At 42.8% G+C, this 19,190-nt stretch carries 14 protein-coding genes and 1 pseudogene; 14 read left to right on the top strand and 1 reads right to left on the bottom strand.

Going from position 1 to position 19,190, the window contains the following annotated elements:
- Window positions 1-13: 13 nt before the first annotated feature.
- Entirely contained in the window at window positions 14-898 is an 885-nt protein-coding gene (locus tag OW255_RS17845) for a DNA glycosylase (protein ID WP_268114853.1), read from the top strand.
- A 155-nt stretch (window positions 899-1,053) separates the two neighbouring features.
- On the opposite strand, the gene OW255_RS17840 is transcribed toward OW255_RS17845, so the two are convergent.
- Window positions 1,054-1,701 (bottom strand): Vat family streptogramin A O-acetyltransferase, encoded by a 648-nt coding sequence (locus tag OW255_RS17840; RefSeq protein WP_268114851.1) that lies wholly within the window; start codon window positions 1,699-1,701, stop codon window positions 1,054-1,056.
- Window positions 1,702-1,893: 192 nt separating this feature from the next.
- Here OW255_RS17840 and OW255_RS17835 point away from each other — a divergent pair, with 192 nt between their 5' ends.
- The 13 genes and pseudogenes from OW255_RS17835 (at window position 1,894) to ilvB (ending at window position 19,180) form a co-directional block, all read left to right on the top strand.
- Complete coding sequence (locus tag OW255_RS17835; RefSeq protein WP_268114850.1) at window positions 1,894-2,973, top strand: ABC transporter ATP-binding protein; 1,080 nt, start codon at window positions 1,894-1,896, stop codon at window positions 2,971-2,973.
- A complete protein-coding gene (locus OW255_RS17830) occupies window positions 2,970-3,836 on the top strand; it encodes an ABC transporter permease subunit (protein ID WP_268114849.1) in 867 nt (288 codons plus the stop codon). Before OW255_RS17835 ends, OW255_RS17830 begins: the two co-directional genes overlap by 4 nt.
- A gap of 10 nt (window positions 3,837-3,846) precedes the next feature.
- On the top strand, window positions 3,847-5,217 hold the full coding sequence (locus OW255_RS17825; RefSeq protein WP_268114848.1) for a GldG family protein: 1,371 nt from the start codon (window positions 3,847-3,849) through the stop codon (window positions 5,215-5,217).
- Window positions 5,218-5,230: 13 nt separating this feature from the next.
- On the top strand, window positions 5,231-6,217 hold the full coding sequence (locus tag OW255_RS17820; RefSeq protein ID WP_268114847.1) for a DUF4340 domain-containing protein: 987 nt from the start codon (window positions 5,231-5,233) through the stop codon (window positions 6,215-6,217).
- A gap of 226 nt (window positions 6,218-6,443) precedes the next feature.
- Complete coding sequence (locus tag OW255_RS17815; RefSeq protein ID WP_268114845.1) at window positions 6,444-7,118, top strand: GntR family transcriptional regulator; 675 nt, start codon at window positions 6,444-6,446, stop codon at window positions 7,116-7,118.
- A gap of 808 nt (window positions 7,119-7,926) precedes the next feature.
- Window positions 7,927-9,066: a 2-methylaconitate cis-trans isomerase PrpF family protein gene (locus tag OW255_RS17810; protein ID WP_268114844.1), complete on the top strand. Its 1,140-nt coding sequence runs from the start codon at window positions 7,927-7,929 to the stop codon at window positions 9,064-9,066.
- A 30-nt stretch (window positions 9,067-9,096) separates the two neighbouring features.
- Window positions 9,097-10,464, top strand: a complete 1,368-nt coding sequence (locus OW255_RS17805; RefSeq protein WP_268114843.1) for a CitMHS family transporter — start codon at window positions 9,097-9,099, stop codon at window positions 10,462-10,464.
- 71 nt (window positions 10,465-10,535) lie between these two features.
- A complete protein-coding gene (locus OW255_RS17800; protein WP_268114842.1) occupies window positions 10,536-12,827 on the top strand; it encodes a hydratase in 2,292 nt (763 codons plus the stop codon).
- A gap of 231 nt (window positions 12,828-13,058) precedes the next feature.
- Window positions 13,059-13,817: pseudogene (gene uvsE / locus OW255_RS17795) on the top strand (UV DNA damage repair endonuclease UvsE); the annotation flags it as partial.
- Between the two features lie 33 nt (window positions 13,818-13,850).
- Window positions 13,851-14,288, top strand: coding sequence for a DUF1722 domain-containing protein (locus OW255_RS17790; RefSeq protein ID WP_268116629.1), 438 nt, complete (start codon window positions 13,851-13,853; stop codon window positions 14,286-14,288).
- Window positions 14,289-14,641: 353 nt separating this feature from the next.
- Window positions 14,642-15,730, top strand: coding sequence for a 3-isopropylmalate dehydrogenase (gene leuB, locus OW255_RS17785; protein WP_268114841.1), 1,089 nt, complete (start codon window positions 14,642-14,644; stop codon window positions 15,728-15,730).
- A gap of 92 nt (window positions 15,731-15,822) precedes the next feature.
- Entirely contained in the window at window positions 15,823-17,484 is a 1,662-nt protein-coding gene (gene ilvD / locus OW255_RS17780) for a dihydroxy-acid dehydratase (RefSeq protein WP_268114839.1), read from the top strand.
- A 16-nt stretch (window positions 17,485-17,500) separates the two neighbouring features.
- On the top strand, window positions 17,501-19,180 hold the full coding sequence (gene ilvB / locus OW255_RS17775) for a biosynthetic-type acetolactate synthase large subunit (protein ID WP_024834954.1): 1,680 nt from the start codon (window positions 17,501-17,503) through the stop codon (window positions 19,178-19,180).
- Window positions 19,181-19,190 lie beyond the last annotated feature (10 nt).

Here is a 19,190-nt window from a genome sequence, read left to right as displayed (position 1 = left end):
GGAGATACATATCATGTACCGGATTCAGATAAACCATATGGACTTAGACCAGATCGCACGGTCCGGCCAGTGCTTCCGCTTTGAGAGGAAAAATCAGCCGGGAGATATCTTTTCCATTGCTGCGGCAGAATATTATGTTGAAGCAGCAAAAGAAGAGGATACCTTCCTTTTTTCCTGCACCGAGGAGGAATTTCACCAGGTCTGGGCCGGGTACTTTGACCTGGAGGCGGATTACGGTGGTTATAAAAGCCATGTGGCCTCGGATGATACATACTTAAAAGAAGCAGTCAAATGGGGCTGGGGAGTCAGGATATTACAGCAGGACCTTTGGGAAATTCTCATTACCTTTATCATTTCCCAAAACAACAATATCTCCAGGATTCGAAACAGTGTGTCAAAGCTTTGCACTCTTTTTGGAGAAGAAAAAAAGGGGAAGGGCCTTGTCCTTCTTGATGATGGAAGCTATGGGGAAGAAGAGTGTATCTATCATGCCTTTCCATCCCCAGAGTCAATCAAAGCAGCTGGCTTAACCGGACTTGCTCCTTTATCCCTTGGCTACCGGGATAAATATATTCTTTCCGCATCGGAGTTTGCCAGTGAGCCGGAGGGAAAAGCATGGCTCATGGAGCTTTTGGAAGCAGATTATAAGAAAGCCCATGAAATGCTGTTAAGCCAGTATGGTATCGGGAAAAAGGTAGCGGATTGTGTCTGCCTCTTTGGTCTTCATCATGTAGGTGCTTTTCCCATTGATACTCATGTAAAGCAGATTTTAGAAAGCCATTATCCCCAGGGCTTTCCCTTGGAACGGTATCAGGGGTATGCAGGGATTTTGCAGCAGTATATGTTCTATTATAAATTGAACCACGTGAAGACCGGAGAGTCTGTACCATCTTTATAGATACCTGGATTGTGTCTGGGGAATCGTAAGAAAGGGGCTGATGCACTTGCTGATTAAAATGTCAGCCAGTGCGTCAGCCCCTTTGTGATACATACACTTTGAGGAACATACTTGTTGTTCCTGCCAACCCTGTCCTTACTTTGAGCATATTAATTCTATTTGAGGAGAGGATTGATTTCTAAGACTCTTTTCAAATCTCCGCTGCACAGAATTTCTAAATGGTCAAATATCTCTTTTGCAGGCCAATCCCACCATTTAATTGTGAGAAGATGTTCAATCAGGTCATCATCAAATCTTTTCTTCAGGATTCTACATGGATTTCCGCCAGCTATATGATAAGCTGGAATGTCTTTTGCCACAACGGAATTGGCGGCAATTATGGCGCCGTCACCAATATGAACACCAGGCATGATGGTAACGTTCTGACCGATCCATACATCATTGCCAATGACAGTATCCCCTTTTAAGGGTAAGTCTTCCAGCGCGGGTGTTGCCTTCTCCCAACCGCCTCCCATAATATTAAAGGGGTAGGTGGTAACGCTGTTCATCCTATGATTGGCACCGTTCATTACAAACTCAATGCCCTTTGCTATGGCACAAAATTTCCCGATGATGAGCTTGTCTCCTATAAATTCATAGTGGTGCGTCACGTGTTCTTCAAACCTTTCCGCACCGTTGATGTCATCATAATAGGTGTAATCGCCAACGAAGATATTGGGTCGCGTGATAACATTTTTGATATAACAAATACTTTTTATTGCCTCATTGGGATGCAAGGCATTGGGGTTGGGTCCGTATTGCATATAATTATCCTCCTGTGATTCATGGAACTATAAATTAAGAATAAATGTGATGGTTTTTTCTATTGCATATTTTGTCGAAACTTTTCATACTTTTATCACACAATCAACAAAATTATATCACACATTTTTCACAAATCCAAATTAATCTAGATAGGAACGCAAGCATGCGAAAAAGAACAGGAGGAGAGAGAGTTGATCGAAGTCAGAAACCTGGTAAAGGACTACGGCGGACATCTGGCAGTGGACCATTTAAGCTTCACAATCTCAGATGGACAGATCTATGGCTTCTTAGGGCCAAATGGTGCTGGAAAGTCCACCACAATGAACATAATGACCGGCTACATAGGTGCGACAGAAGGAGATGTGCTGATCAATGGGCACAACATACTGGAGGAACCGGAGGAAGCAAAAAAATGCATTGGCTACCTGCCGGAGCTTCCGCCTCTGTATGTGGATATGACCGTTATGGAACAGCTTAACTTTGCTGCAGAATTAAAGAAAATTCCCAAAAAGGAAAGAGAGCAGGCGGTACAGGAGGTCTTGGAGTTAGCTAAGCTTATTGAGGTCAAGGGACGTTTGATCCGAAACCTGTCAAAAGGCTACAGACAACGGGTGGGGCTTGCCCAGGCTGTCATTGGATTTCCCCCTGTAATTGTATTAGATGAGCCAACCGTAGGTCTCGATCCCAAGCAGATCATAGAGATTCGGGATACCATTAAGGAACTGGGAAAAAAGCATACGGTTATCTTAAGCTCCCATATCTTATCCGAAGTCAGTGCGGTATGCGACCACATCATGATCATTGACCGGGGCAAACTCATTGCCAGTGATACGCCGGAAAATCTGGAGCGCCAGATGGAAGGGGCCTCTGGTATGGAGCTTTCTATCAAGGCTTCCGAAGAAGAGATTATGACCACCTTAGAAGCCATTTCTCTGGCAGCAGATATTGTTGTATCCGAAAGTGGGGAAGAAGGAATTAAGCACGTATCTCTTAACTTCCGAAGTGGAGAGCTTGACCCGGAAGAAGATGTGCGGGAGACCATATTCTTTGCCTTTGCGGATCAGAGATTACCCATTTTATCCATGCAGTCCCAGAAAGCTTCCTTGGAAGAAGTATTCTTAGAGCTTATTAAAGAGGCGGAATCTGATGGTGTAGATGATTCTTACGAACTGAAAGCGGATGGGGAAGCGGAAATAAGTACAGCTGAAACTGGCAACGAGGATATTTCAGATCGGGGAGTGGAAGAGGGAGAGGAGGAACAGTCAGAATGAATGCGATCTATCGAAGAGAATTAAAATCCCATTTCCAGTCTATGACAGGGTATGTTTTCATCGCCTTTATGGTGCTGTTTATCGGGATTTATTTTATGGCGTATAACATGATGAGCGGTTACCCGTATTTTTCCTATACTCTTTCCGGTATGGTCACCATCATCATGATTGGAATTCCGGTGCTCACCATGAGGAGCTTTGCAGATGACAGGAAAACAAAGACGGACCAGCTTTTGCTGACTGCACCCGTAACGGTGACAAAGATGGTCCTTGGAAAATATTTTTCCATGGTCACTGTCTTTTTGGTACCTGTACTTTTGACCAGTGTATGTCCTCTCATTATAAAGATGAACGGTACGGCATATTTAAAGGTAGATTATGCCTCGATGCTGGCCTTCTTCCTTCTTGGCTGTGTTTACATCGCCATTGGAATGTTTATCTCATCCTTAACGGAAAGTCAGATCATAGCAGCGGTAGGAACCTTTGGTGTCATTCTTTTGCTTTTGCTATGGCCGAATCTGGTGGGATTTCTGCCTGCAAGCGCATCCGGGTCTGCCATTGGATTTATCATTCTCTGGACCTTTGTCGTGTTTGTAGTTCACCGAATGACCAGCCATAATCTTATTGCTAGTATTTTAGAGATGGTCGGCGTTCTAGCCATTGTGGGAATCTTTTTCCTGAAAAGAAGCCTTCTTGACCGTGCACTTGTAAACCTTCTGGAGAAAATATCCATCACTCAGGTACTCCAGAATTTTACCAGTCATTACATCTTTGACCTGGGCGGTCTGATTTCCTATATCAGCGTAATCTTTCTGCTGATATTTTTGACCGTGCAGTCCATAGAGAAACGCAGATGGAGTTAGGAGGATGGAAATGACCAGAAAATTGAAAAAAGGCGGCTATTCAGCAATTCTTTCCCTTATCGTGATTGCAGCTGTCATAGTATTAAATATGATCGTAGGACGGCTTCCGGAGAAGGTACGGCAGTGGGATATGAGCAGCAGTCAGATCTATACCCTTGGAACAACTACAAAGGATCTGGTAAAGGGGCTTGATAAAGATGTTACCATATATGTGGTTGGAGATCCTTCCAATGTGGATAAAAGAATTACAAGCTTTGCAAAGCGATATGAGGATTTATCCAAACATATCAAAGTGGAGACCTTGGATTCCGTCCTTCACCCGGATCAGGTCAATAAGCTAAAGGCAACGGATGACTCCCTGTTTATAAGCTGTGAAGCCACCAATAAGACAGAGTCTGTTCCATTTACCAGCATTATAAAAATGGATGAGTCTGCCTATTACAATTACGGACAGTCAAAGGAATCAGAATTTGACGGGGAAGGGCAGCTGACCAGCGCCATTTCCCATGTGACCAATGACGTGGAGAAAAAGGTCTATGTAACAGAAGGGCATAAGGAAGCTCAGTTTGGCACTGTGGTTACAGACATGTTAAAGAAATCTAATTTAACTGTAACCCCGATAAACCTGCTGACAGGCGGCAGTATTCCAGAGGACTGCGAGCTTCTTCTTTTGAATGCCCCGGAATCTGACCTGGCTGCGGATGAAAAGAAGATGGTTTCCGATTACTTAAACGGCGGCGGAAATGTAATGATTCTGGCAGGATACTCGGAGAAAGACCGTCCAAATCTGAATGGACTGCTCAATGAATACGGCTTAAATATGGAAAATGGTCTGGCCGCAGACACCAAAAACTTTTACCAGAATAACCCCTATTACATTTTCCCCACCATTCCAGCCGGCAATGAGCTGACACAGGGAACCGATGACAAAAGCGTTTCTTTAGTACTCCAGTCTGGTGCTATGACTCAGTTAAAAGACCTTCCTCAGGGAGTGGAAGTGGCTCCATTTATGGAAACCAGTGAGAATGGTATGCTGGTAACGGCTGATAAGCAGACAAAAGGAACGTACCTTCTTGGTGCCGTGGCGAAAAAGACACTGGACTCCGGTGCGGCGCGTCTCACCGTTTTGACCACACCATCCCTGATTGATGAGGGCTTAAACACCAGCTTTACCAATTTAAATAACATGAATCTTTTTATGAATGCGGTAACGGCAAATTATCCGGATGTGGCAAATGTATCCATACCGGCCAAGAGCCTTGATGTTGGCTACAACACCGTTACAAAAGGCGGCTTATGGGGAGTTCTCTTTGTTTTTGTAATTCCGGTAGTGACCCTATTGACAGGCCTTGTCATCTGGCTGAAACGCAGACGACTGTAAGAGGAGGGCTGTAATGAAGAAGAAAAAAGGTATTTTTTACGGTGCCGGCGCCCTGATCCTTCTCTGTGCCCTTTATATCGGGGTGAATTTCTATCTGGACGGTTCAGAAAAAAAGGAAAATGAAAAGAAAGAGGCGGATAAAGCCTACATGACCGACCTCTCTGATGTCCAGGCATTGTCCTATGATAACAATGGTCAGGAGCTGTCCTTTACCAAAAAGGATGGGGTCTGGAAGTATGATGGTGATGACCGTTTCCCGGTCAAGCAGACAAAATTGGATTCCATGGCATCAACTGTATCAAAGCTGGAAGCACTTAGAAAGCTGGAGGGAGCAGATACATTAAGCGCCTACGGTCTGGATAAGCCAATCCGCAAAGTCGAAGTAACGTCTGGAGATGGGAAAAAGTCGGTCATTCTTCTTGGAAACGGAACGGAGGATGGGAATTATTATGCTGTGATACAGGGAGAGAATACCCCTTATCTCATCAGCTCCTCTCTGTTTAGTGAAACAGAAGGAGGTCTTACTGATGTAATGGCCTTAGAGGAGTTTCCTGCCATTCAGGGGACGGATATAAAGACTATCACCATTTCTCAAAACGGTACCACCAGCCATTATGTAAAAAAGGAGCTGGAGGTAAAAGGGGATCAGAAGGAAGAAATTGCATGGTATAAAGATTCTGCTGATTCGGAAAGCAATAAATTAAAGGATAATTCTCCCCTAAACGTTCTTGCCGATTCTTTAAGCGGCCTGAAGGTAAAGAGCTGTGCTGATTATAAAGCAGAGGATAGCAGCCTTGGCAGCTACGGACTTGATAAGCCTGTGGCAGAGATCACATACACCTATGAGAAGAATGGAAAAGAAGAGACCTTTCATTTATCCATAGGCTCTAAGAATCAGGATTCTACCACTTATTATACCCGCACGGAGAAATCTTCCTTTGTCAATGAAATCGATAAAGCTTCCGTGGATAAGTGTTTAAATGTGGATAAACAGGTATAAGAATCCTTCCTTTGTGCAGGAATTTAAAGCAGTGCCCCTTAAAATGGCACTGCTTTTTTTCAGGTTCATTCCATAGATAAGTATAGACATAAAATGTTGGGCAGATTATAATATCTAATGGAGTGTTTTAGGAGTCCTGCCAGTATAGGAGGTCCATTAAACCCCAAAAAGGTTATGGCAAACTGGTACACATAAAAATACATGCAAAATGCAAGGAAGTGAATTTATGGAGCAATTATATGAAAAGATAGAAAGCACGGATCTAAGGCCTATCAGACAAATCGTACTGGAAAGGCTTAGAAAGGCTATTATGGCAGGCACTCTAAAGCCTGGAGACCGCTTGGTGGAAACATCCATTGCAGAAGGGATGGGAGTAAGCAGGACTCCGGTAAGAGAAGCGTTCCGGCAATTAGAAATTGAAGGATTGGCTGAGAATCTTCCAAGAAGGGGAACCATTGTAAAAGGAATTTCCAAAGCAGATATTTATGAGATTTACGAGATCAGGGAGGTTCTGGAAGGCTTGGCATTCCGTTTAGCGTGCGCAAATATGACTGATATTAAGATATCAGAATTAAAAAACAAGCTTCTTATGATGGAGCAGTGTATTAAAAATGAGGATATCAAAGAATACTGGAAAACACATGACGAATTCCACGACAGCATCGTACATCAAAGCAACAATAAAAGGCTGATCGATCAAATGAAACAGATTTATGAGTATTTATCAAAGCTTAGAAATTTTACTCTGGTCATGAATAAGAGAAGAGAAGTGGCGATGAAAGAGCATAAGGCATTGATTGAGGCCTTTGAAAAGAAAGATGAACTATTAGCGGAGCAGATTGGCAGAGAGCATACCATAAATGCAAAGAAGTTTCTGACAAAAGAGATCCATTTGTTTTAATCAAACATCTGATCTCCCAAGGATCCCATAAGTATTGTGCAAAATGCCTCCTATGTGATAAAGACTATGGCTGGCAAGCCTTAGTGAAAAGTAGGAGGTGAGCTAAAAAGGAAAATATTACACAAAACATGGAAAATCCGACACTTACTTGTGGGGGTTGCCGGAGGCCTGCTGGTAGGTTATGGACAATGTGCACAATAATGTCGAAAATTGTAAAAAAAAATTGTAAAAAGGATTGCATTTTTTTTAGAACCATAATATAATACAAACATAGAGAGCAGGAACTTCCAAAGTATAATTTGCATTACAGATTGTATACAGGTATACAATAAAACTATATTATTATGAATGAAAAAAGCCAAATGAGAAGTCTTAAGAAACAGAATATGAGAAGGTGTGATAGAAACAAAACCATTTTTTTTATTACAAATTGTATACAGGTATACAATAGCTGATCTTTTTCATATTTGAGTTAGGACGGAGGGGGGAAACATTTGGTCTTATCTAATAATATTGTTTTTTTATTTCTTAAATTGTATACAAGTATACAATGAGTACAAAACCATACGATAACTCTTCTTATTACTACCACTATTCAGTGGGGTTGGCGTATCAGGAGTCAACATGGGGAAAGATGATAGTTATGGGGAAAACAGATTATGCCGATACAAAAGAACGTAATTTCGGTTAGTTATCAAGACAAAAGGCGATGGAAGTGTGGGTAGAAAAATAGAGCTCTCTTATTTTTTTACACAAAAAATAATTGTACATTGATAAAAGGGTGTACAAAGTTATTAAGGAGTGGTGAGTGTTGAGAGAATTAAAGTGTAGTATTTACCGAGGTGGAACTAGTAAAGGGGTCTTCCTGTTAGAGGAGGACTTGAAAAATCTACCGGATGATCTGGACCAGGTCTTACTTAAAGTCATGGGAAGCCCGGATATCAGACAGATTGACGGACTCGGCGGTGCGGTATCTACGACAAGCAAGGTAGCAATTATTTCTAAGGAGCTTAATGAGCCCTGGGATGTAAATTATACCTTTGCCCAGGTATCTGTAGACAAGCCGGTGGTGTCCTATGCAGGAAACTGCGGAAACATTTCCTCAGCTGTTGGAATCTTTGCCATTGAAAATAAGATGGTGGAAATTCAGGATCCAGTTACAATCGTGAAGGTATATAATACCAACACAAAAAAGGTAATTGAGGAAAGCGTACCTACTCCCAATGGAGAACTGATATACTCAGAGGATTTTAAAATTGCTGGTGTACCGGGAAAAGGTCTTAAGATTGATTTAACGTTTGTGAATCCAGCAGGATCATTAACAGGAAAACTGCTTCCTACAGGAAATAGCTCTGATGTCTTTTCTGTGGAGGGAGTGGGCGACGTGGAGATGTCCATCGTTGATGCAAGCAATCCCCTGGTGTATGTGGATGCCAGAGAGATTGGCTTAACAGGCTATGAGAAGGTAAGCGAAATTGACGGCGACCAGGCATTACTTGAGAAGCTGGAGCGAATAAGAGGAACGGCTGCCTTGAAAATGGGGCTCATAAAAAATCTGGAAGACAGTTCAACCATTTCACCTGGAGTGCCGAAATTAACATTAGTGGCTCCATCAAAGGTTTATGAAGATGCGTCTGGAAACATAATCAGCGAATTGGACTATGATTTGTCCATTCGAATGATGAGCATGCAAAAGGCACATAAGAGCATTGCTTTAACAGGTGCATTATGTACTCTTGCAGCCAGTGTGATTCCGGGAACAATTCCAAACCGTCTGGTGAAAAAGCATGCAGCTGAAAATAATACCTATACATTAGGTCATAGCAGCGGAACCATCAGCGGCTGTATTGATTATGAGAAATCAGAGGACGGTACTGTAGAGGTACATTCTGTAACCTCCTACCGTACGGCTCGTAAGATTTTAACCGGCACCGTATTTTTTAACTAACAAATTCTTATTTGAGGAGAGTAAAAACATATGTTAGCATTATTGGGATATTTAATGATTATCGTATTTATGTTCCTGCTTCTGAGAAAAATGATTTCTCCGTTCGCAGGTCTGATCTTGGTTCCACTGGCGTTTGGCTTTATCGTAGCAGCTTATCAGCATGTTTCCTTCCTGGAAGTGTTTGATTGGATTTATCAGGGACTTTATTACCAGTTTAATGGCACAAAAGTAAAAGCAGGTGTTGCACCTACAATTACATTGTTACTGTTTGCTATCTTATTTTTCTCTATCATGCTGGATGTTGGTCTTTTCGATCCACTTAGCAAGTTACTGATTAAATGGGCAAAAGGTGATCCCCTTAAACTTTGTTTAGCAACAGCAGCCATTTCCATGGTAGTATCCTTAGATGGTGATGGTACCACAACCGTTTTAATCGTAACTGCGGCTGTATTATCCCTGTTTAAGAAGATGAAGATGAACCAGTTATATCTGGCTGTTTTAATCGCGATTCCAAACTCCATCATGAACCTTGTACCATGGAGTGGACCGATGGCACGAGCTATGCCGGTTTTAAACATCGGACCAAAAGAATTTTTCACACCTTTAATTCCTGGAATGATTGGTGCAATTATCCTTACTGTTTATATGGCATACTCCTACGGTAAGAAAGAGCGTGCACGTTTAGGTTATACCGTTGGTTCCAGTATTATCAATGATTCCGATTTAGCACATATCATCAAATCCATTAACGAAGATCCGGAAGGATTAAAGAAACCTAAATTATTACTTTTCAACTTTGCATTAACTGTATTTATCATGGTATTACTGATTCTTGATGTTGTTAACGGCGGACTTTTATTCTTAATCGGTACAGCGGTCGCTTTAATCGTTAACTTCAAAGATCCGAACCTTCAGGCAAAAAGACTGACTGCCAACGGTGCAGAAGCGTTAGGACCTGTTAGCTTAGTATTTGGTGCTGGTGTAATTATGGGTATCTTAAACGGCAGCGGTATCAGTACAGCAATGGCTGAGCAGATCGTTTCTCTTTTACCAGCCAGCATGGGCGGATACATTCCGTTATTACTTGCATTAATCTCTTTACCAGGATTATTCTTCCTTCCTAATGATGCGTTCTACTTCGGTATTCTTCCAGTTATTGCACCGATCGCTTACAGCTTTGGTGCGACTCCAGTGGATATCGGTGTTGCATCCTTAATGGGACAGGCCGTTCGTTTCGCCAGTCCATTGGTTGCTTTCTTATATGTACTGGTAGACCGTACAGAAGTAAGCTTTGTTGATTATCAGAAGGAATACTTAAAATGGGGTATTCCAAGCTACTTTATCCAGCTTATCATTGCAATTTTAATTGGTGTACTTCCAGTTCCATTTTTATACTAATACGTAACAAAATAGGGGTGTTGTTTCGTTTCGCAGCACCCCAACTTGATTGAAACATGAGGAGGACAAACATGTTAGACATATTCAAAAAAGGTGCTTTTCTTGTCGGCAACAATGAACTTATTTCCGAGGAAAATATCGCAGAATTAGAAGCACGAAACAACGGACCATTGGATAAGGAGCAGGCGAAAAAAGGAACCATTACTTATGGTATCTTAAAAGAGCACAATCAGTCCGACTCCATGCAGAGCCTGAAAATTAAATTTGATTCCATGACATCTCACGATTTAACCTATATCGGAATCATTCAAACAGCAAAAGCATCTGGAATGACGAAGTTCCCAATTCCTTATGTGTTAACCAATTGCCACAACTCCCTTTGTGCAGTTGGCGGAACCATCAATGAAGACGATCATGTATTTGGACTTTCTGCTGCTAAGAAATACGGCGGAATCTTTGTTCCACCCCACGTAGCTGTCATTCATCAGTTTATGAGGGAAATGTTAGCTGGCTGCGGAAAGATGATTATCGGTTCTGACAGTCATACAAGATACGGTGCCCTTGGAACCATGGCTATCGGCGAAGGCGGCGGTGAGCTGGTGAAGCAGATCATCGGTGACACTTATGATATTGAATACCCTGAAGTAATAGCGATTTATTTAGATGGAAAACCACAGCCCGGTATTGGACCCCAGGATATTGCATTAGCAATCATCGGACAGGTATTCAAATCCGGTTATGTTAAAAATAAAGTAATGGAGTTCGTAGGTCCTGGTATCGCAAATCTTTCCACTGATTTCCGTAACGGTATTGACGTTATGACTACAGAGACCGCGTGCTTAACCTCCATCTGGCAGACAGATGAAGATACAAAAGAATTTTTAAATATTCATGGAAGAGTGGAAGATTACAAGGAATTACAGCCAGAAGCAGTGGCTTACTATGATGGTGCCGTATATGTGGATTTAAGCAAGATTGAATCCATGATTGCATTGCCTTTCCACCCAAGCAATGTTTATTCTATTAAAGAATTAAATAGTAATTTAAACGATATTCTTCACAAAGTAGAAGTAGATGCTAAAAAATTAATTAACAATCCAAATATCGATTTCAAGCTCACGGATAAGATTCATAACAATCAGTTAAAGGTTCAGCAGGGAATCATTGCCGGTTGTGCCGGTGGTAACTTTAACAATGTATATGAAGCTTCTGAAATCATTTCAAAAGCAACTGCAATTGATAAGGATTACAGCTTATCCGTTTATCCATCCTCTGTTCCGGTTTATATGGAATTGGCGAAAAAGGGTGTGGTTTCTAACTTAATGGCTGCTGGTGCAATTGTAAAAACAGCGTTCTGCGGCCCTTGCTTTGGTGCTGGAGATACCCCTGCCAACAACGGCTTAAGCATTCGTCACACCACAAGAAACTTCATCAACAGAGACGGTTCCAAGCCAGGCAATGGACAGATGACCTCCGTAGCACTTATGGACGCACGTTCCATTGCAGCAACTACAATTAACAACGGAATACTGACTCCTGCTACTGATGTCGTCGATGAGTATCCAGTATACGATTACCATTTTGATGACTCCGCTTACCGTAACAGAGTTTACCAGGGCTTTGATGAAGGAAAGGATGAGGAAGAGCTTGTATACGGTCCAAATATTAAGGACTGGCCGGAGATGAGTTCCTTAGGAGAACACGTATTATTAAAGGTATGTTCCAAGATTCTTGATGAAGTTACCACAACAGACGAACTGATCCCATCAGGAGAAACTGCTTCTTATCGTTCCAATCCATTGGGATTAGCAGAATTTACTCTCTCAAGAAGAGACCCTGAATACGTTGGAAAAGCAAAAGCTGTGGCTGTACTGGAAAAATCCAGAGTAGAAGGCAATTCAGTTCCTTCTGAAATCAGCCATGTTTATGATAAAATCACTGAAGTGTATCCGGCAGCAGGAAAGGATTTAACCTCCATTGAAATAGGAAGTGTGATCTACTGTACAAAGCCAGGAGACGGCTCCGCACGCGAACAGGCAGCCAGCTGCCAAAGAGTGATTGGCGGACTTGCAAACATCTGTAAAGAGTATGCAACCAAGCGTTACCGTTCCAATGTTATCAACTGGGGGATGATTCCATTCCAGACAAAGGAAGAGCCTGATTTTGAGGTGGATGATTATATCTTTATCCCCGGCATGAAAGCTGCCATCGCAGAAGGCAAACAGGAAATCACCGGCTACATTCTTGGTGATACCGTCAGAGAGATTCATTTATATTGGGAAGCATTGACCGATAATGAAAAAGAAATTGTACTCTCTGGCTCTTTAATCAATTACAACCGCAATAAATTTGTGAATGCATAAGTAAATCATTAAAAATAGCCCGATATGGTTTATCCGAAACCATAGCTACAGGGCTATTTTTAATTGTTTCATAGATTGTTTTATGGTATCATATTGGCATGTTTTTTGGAGATACTTTCTGTATTAGTATTTTTTATTACTAAATATCTACTAGCTGGTGCGTCTCATTTTATAATCGGGATTCCAGGCTCATAGGAGGAAGAGGGATTGTCAATTGGATACGCATGTCAGGTGATAGGAGTTCCGGGAACGGAAACGTCAAGATGTATTTTAAAAAATGCCAGTGAAGATAATTTAAGAAGCTTAATCCATCATAATTTAAACGCTTTGGATGCCATGCTTCATTATAATATAGAAAACAACATTCATTTTTTCCGTCTCAGTTCAGATATCATTCCCTTTGGTTCCCATCCAGCCAATTAGCTGATCTGGTGGGAGGAATTTGAGGAAATGTTTACGGCTCTGGGTGAAAAAATTAAAAATAATAACATCAGAGTGTCCATGCACCCCGGACAGTATACCGTGTTAAATTCCCCGGATTCGTCTACCATTGCCAATGCCATTCTGGATTTAGAGTATCACGACCGTTTTTTAAATGCCCTGGGAATGGATCAAACCAGCAAGCTGGTGCTTCATATCGGAGGTGTTTATGGAGATAAAAAGGAAGCTTCCAGTCGGTTTGTAGAGAATTACCTGTTGCTTTCTGACTCTATAAGGAGCCGTTTGATTCTGGAAAATGACGATAAGAGCTATACTGTGGAAGATGTTTTAAATATAGCTTATCAAACGGGTTCTCCAGTGGTTTTTGATAATCTTCATAATGCTATTAAACCATCTGAAACGAATTGCACAGAGCAGGAATGGATGCTGGAATGTAAAAAGACCTGGAAAAAGGTGGATGGAAGGCAAAAGATTCATTATTCCCAGCAAGGAAAGAATTCCCCGGTGGGCGGACATTCTGAAACCGTATTTCTCCAGCCATTTGAGGACTTTTATCCCCTGGTTCCCCTGGAAGCAGATATTATGCTGGAGGTGAAAGATAAGAATTTATCTGCCAATAAATGCATTAACACTGTTTTCCTCAATGCAAAGGCAGTGGAACTGGAAAAGGAATGGGCAAGGTATAAATATTATGTCCTCAGCCGTTCGGCAAGAATCTATACAGAAATCAGGCAGCTATTAAAGGATAAGAAAGAGCCGGTTGCAAGAGAGTTCTATACCAGAGTGGAAGAGGCCATGCTTCTGCCAGAGGATATGGGGGCGGAGGTCAATGCAGCGGAACATGTGTGGGGGTATATCAGCAAAGAATCCACAAATGCAGAAAAGAACCGGTATCAAAAGCTTCTGAAGGGATATAAAGAAAATGATAATTCTATTGCTACGGTAAAAAAACATTTATTTACCTGTGCTGTGAAACGTAATCTGGAATATCTTTTAAATTCGTATTATTTCTATATTTAATAATAAGGAGGAAATGCAGCAATAAGAAATTATTTTACCTATTATATATTTCACATCAGTTTTACTCTGTGAGCAAAGACTGATATTACACAGAAATTGCGTATAAAAATAAACGCCTGACTCTAAAATCTCTTACTTAAAAAGACATTGCCTGGCTCTTTTTTCACCATTTGGGAATTGAGAAGTCAGGCAGTGTCTTTTTCTTTCATAACCTTAATTCATAGGTTCAATTCCAATCTTATATATTTGTTTCCAGTAAAAATATTTAATTTTAGTTGAAAAATATCATTAAATGTTCTATTATGAGAAGAAATACATCAGCAAAGTACAGTGATATAGAGGGAGAAGACGAGATGAATTACAACATTGCAGTGATCCCTGGCGACGGGATCGGGCCTGAAATCATTGGAGAGGCCAGGAAGGTCCTAGATAAAGTGGGAAGTGTATACGGTCATGATTTCCTCTATAAGGAAGTTTTAATGGGTGGTATCTCCATTGACACGTATGGAGTCCCTCTCACAGAGGAAGCGTTAGAAACAGCAAAAAATAGTGATTCCGTTCTCCTTGGAGCAGTCGGCGGAGATGTGGGAAATTCAAAATGGTACGATGTGGCACCGAATCTGAGACCGGAAGCGGGGCTATTATCCATTCGCAAAGGTCTTAATTTATTTGCAAATATCAGACCGGCTTACCTCTATAAAGAACTGGCAGCTGCCTGTCCCTTAAAAGAAGAGATCATTGGTGATGGCTTTGACATGGTAATCATGAGAGAGCTTACAGGCGGGCTTTACTTTGGAGACCGTTTTACAAAAGAAGTGGACGGCGTAATGACAGCCGTTGATACTCTTTCTTATAATGAAACAGAAATCAGACGAATTGCTATCAAAGCATTTGAAATCGCTATGAAGCGTAAAAAACAGGTCATCAGCGTTGATAAGGCCAATGTGCTGGATTCCTCCAGACTTTGGCGCAAGGTAGTGGAAGAGGTGGCAAAGGATTACCCGGAAGTTACCTTAAGCCATATGCTGGTAGACAATTGTGCCATGCAGCTAGTTATGAACCCAGGACAGTTTGACGTGATTCTCACAGAAAACATGTTTGGAGATATCTTATCCGACGAGGCCAGTATGATCACCGGGTCCATCGGAATGCTTTCATCAGCCAGTATGAATGAAAGCAAATTCGGTATGTATGAACCAAGTCACGGTTCGGCTCCGGATATTGCAGGAAAAAACATTGCAAACCCCATTGCAACCATTCTTTCAGCCGCTATGATGCTCCGTTATTCCTTTGATTTAGATGAGGAAGCGAAAGCAATGGAAAAAGCGGTGGAAGCGGTATTACAGGAAGGATACCGGACCGGAGATATTTTCTCGGAAGGAAACATAAGAGTATCCACCACTGAAATGGGAGACTTAATCGCAGAGCGGATCAGCAAATAAATGCCAACATTGCCGGAAGAGGAAAAACCCATGGTTTTACCCCTCTCCCGGATTTCCATATAATCAGAAAATAAAAAAGGAGTGTGCAGCAGATGAAGAGTGACTCAGTAAAAAAAGGAATGCAGCAGGCGCCTCATCGTTCCCTGTTTCATGCGCTGGGAATGACAGAGGAAGAGATGGAGAAGCCTTTAATTGGAATCGTCAGTTCTTATAATGAAATCGTCCCAGGTCATATGAACCTGGATAAAATTACAGCTGCGGTCAAGATGGGTGTTGCTATGGCAGGCGGTAACCCGGTTATGGTACCAGCCATTGCGGTATGCGACGGAATTGCCATGGGACATATCGGAATGAAATATTCCCTTGTCACCAGAGACTTAGTAGCCGATTCCACCGAATGTCTGGCCAGAGCCCACGCCTTTGATGCCCTGGTTATGATTCCGAACTGTGATAAGAATGTCCCTGGACTTTTAATGGCAGCAGCCCGCATTAATGTACCCACAGTGTTCGTCAGTGGCGGACCAATGTTAGCTGGTCGTGTGCACGGGCACAGAACCAGTCTTTCCAGCATGTTTGAGGCAGTAGGTGCCTACACCGCAGGGAAGATGACAGAAGAGGAAGTAAAGGAATACGAACAGAGCGCATGTCCGACCTGCGGCTCCTGTTCCGGTATGTATACGGCAAACAGCATGAACTGCTTAACAGAGGTCCTTGGTATGGGACTTCGGGGAAATGGAACCATTCCAGCCGTTTATTCCGATCGAATCAAGCTGGCAAAGCACGCAGGAATGGCTGTTATGGATATGCTTGAGAAGAATATCCGTCCAAGAGATATTATGACGGAAAAATCCTTCCGCAATGCCCTTGTTATGGATATGGCACTGGGATGCAGCACCAACAGCATGCTTCACCTTCCAGCCATTGCCCATGAAGCAGGAATTGATCTTAATCTGGAGATCGCAAATGAGATCAGCAATAAAACACCCAACCTGTGCCACCTGGCACCGGCTGGCCCTACTTATATAGAAGATTTACATGAAGCCGGCGGAATTTATGCAGTTATGAATGAGATCAGCAAGCTGGGACTTTTGGACTTAGACTGCATGACGGTAACTGGTAAGACCGTAGGCGAGAATATTAAGGGCTGTGTAAACAGAAATCCAGAGGTCATTCGTACAGCAGAGAATCCTTACAGCAAGACTGGTGGAATTGCCATTTTAAAAGGAAACTTAGCGCCTGATACGGCAGTGGTAAAACGTTCTGCTGTAGATCCTGCCATGTTAAAGCATGAAGGTCCGGCACGCGTGTTCGACTGCGAAGAAGATGCTATTGAAGCCATCAAGGGCGGAAAAATTGTGGCAGGTGATGTCGTGGTCATCCGCTACGAAGGACCAAAGGGAGGCCCTGGCATGAGAGAGATGTTAAATCCAACCTCAGCTATTGCCGGAATGGGACTTGGCTCGACCGTAGCCCTCATTACGGACGGCCGATTCAGCGGAGCCTCCAGAGGAGCTTCCATCGGCCATGCCTGTCCCGAAGCAGCTGTGGGAGGTCCCATTGCTCTTGTAGAAGAGGGAGATATCATTTCCATAGACATCGACAACTGCAAGCTTGATGTGCTGGTGTCCGATGAAGAGATGGCAGCCAGAAAGGAAAAATGGCAGCCAAGAAAGCCACAGGTAACCACAGGATATCTGGCCCGTTATGCGGCCATGGCAGCCCCGGCCAGCCGGGGAGCAATTCTTGAAGTATAAAGAAAAGGAGCGGCCTATGAAGACATTGACAGGAGCAGAGATTGTAATCGAATGCTTAAAAGAGCAGAAGGTGGATACGGTTTTTGGGTATCCGGGAGGCTCGATCCTGAACATTTACGATGCCCTTTATAAGCATCAGGATGAAATCAACCACATCCTTACAGCCCATGAGCAGGGAGCGGCCCATGCGGCAGACGGATATTCCAGAGCAACCGGCAAGGTGGGAGTCTGTATGGCAACCTCAGGTCCTGGAGCTACCAACCTTGTTACAGGAATTGCAACGGCTTACATGGATTCTATCCCCATGGTTGCCATCACCTGTAACGTGGCCCTTCCACTTCTTGGGCGGGATAGTTTTCAGGAAATCGATATAACTGGCGTAACCATGCCGATTACCAAATATAATTTTATTGTGAAGGATATCACAAAGCTTGCAGATACCATTCGCAGGGCCTTTGCAATCGCCCAGACAGGGAGACCTGGCCCGGTTCTCGTTGATATCACAAAGGATGTAACAGCAGCCTCCTTTGATTATGAATACAAGGAACCAAAGCCAATCGTCCGCCAGGAGGATACCATTACAGAGGAAGACTTAGAAACAGCTCTGACCATGATTCGTAAATCCCAGAAGCCATATATCTTCGTAGGCGGCGGAGCGATCATTGCCGGTGCCGAGGAAGAGCTTTCTTCCTTTGCCCATAAGATTCAGGCTCCGGTAGCTGACAGTCTCATGGGAAAGGGTGCCTATGACGGGACCGATGAGCTTTATACGGGAATGGTAGGAATGCATGGAACCAAGACTTCCAATCTGGGAATCACGGAATGTGACCTTTTAATTGTTATTGGGGCCAGATTCAGTGACCGCGTAGTAGGAAAGGCATCGAAGTTCGCCCGCAATGCAAAGATTCTTCAGTTTGATGTAGATCCGGCTGAGATCAACAAAAACATTAAGACACATGCAAGCGTAGTGGGAGATGTAAAATCCATTTTAAGAAAGTTAAATGTAAGACTGGACCCAATAAACCACGAAGAGTGGGTGGCTCATATTGAGCGGTTAAAAGATATGTACCCCATGCGGTATGAAAAGAGTATCTTAACTGGTCCATTTATTATAGAAAAGATTTATGAGGTGACTGGCGGAGACGCTGTCATTGCTACTGAGGTAGGCCAGCATCAGATGTGGGCGGCTCAGTACTACCAGTACAAATATCCGAGAAGCTTTATTACCTCCGGAGGCCTTGGAACCATGGGCTACGGACTTGGTGCCGCCATGGGTGCCAAGATGGGAGTGAAGGATAAGGTAGTTATTAACATAGCAGGAGACGGATGCTTTCGAATGAATTTCAATGAGATTGCCACTGCCACCCGTTACAACATCCCCATTATTCAAATCGTTTTAAACAACCACGTACTTGGCATGGTCCGCCAGTGGCAGACCTTATTCTATGGAAAGAGATATTCCCATACCGAATTAAATGACCAGGTAGATTTTGTTAAGATAGCAGAAGGAATGGGAGCAAAGGCATACCGGGTAACCAGCAAAGAGGAATTCGAGCCGGTACTTCGGGAAGCCATTGCCTTAAACGTTCCTGTTGTTATAGATTGTCAGATTCACTGCGATGATAAGGTATTCCCTATGGTATCACCGGGGGCGCCCATTGAAGAGGTATTTGACGCAGAAGATCTAAAGATATAGCTGAGAGCTA

Origin of the sequence: Lacrimispora xylanolytica (assembly GCF_026723765.1) — a bacterium.
In the GTDB taxonomy this organism is placed as follows: domain Bacteria; phylum Bacillota; class Clostridia; order Lachnospirales; family Lachnospiraceae; genus Lacrimispora; species Lacrimispora xylanolytica.
This window is presented reverse-complemented; position numbering and strand designations above follow the sequence as displayed.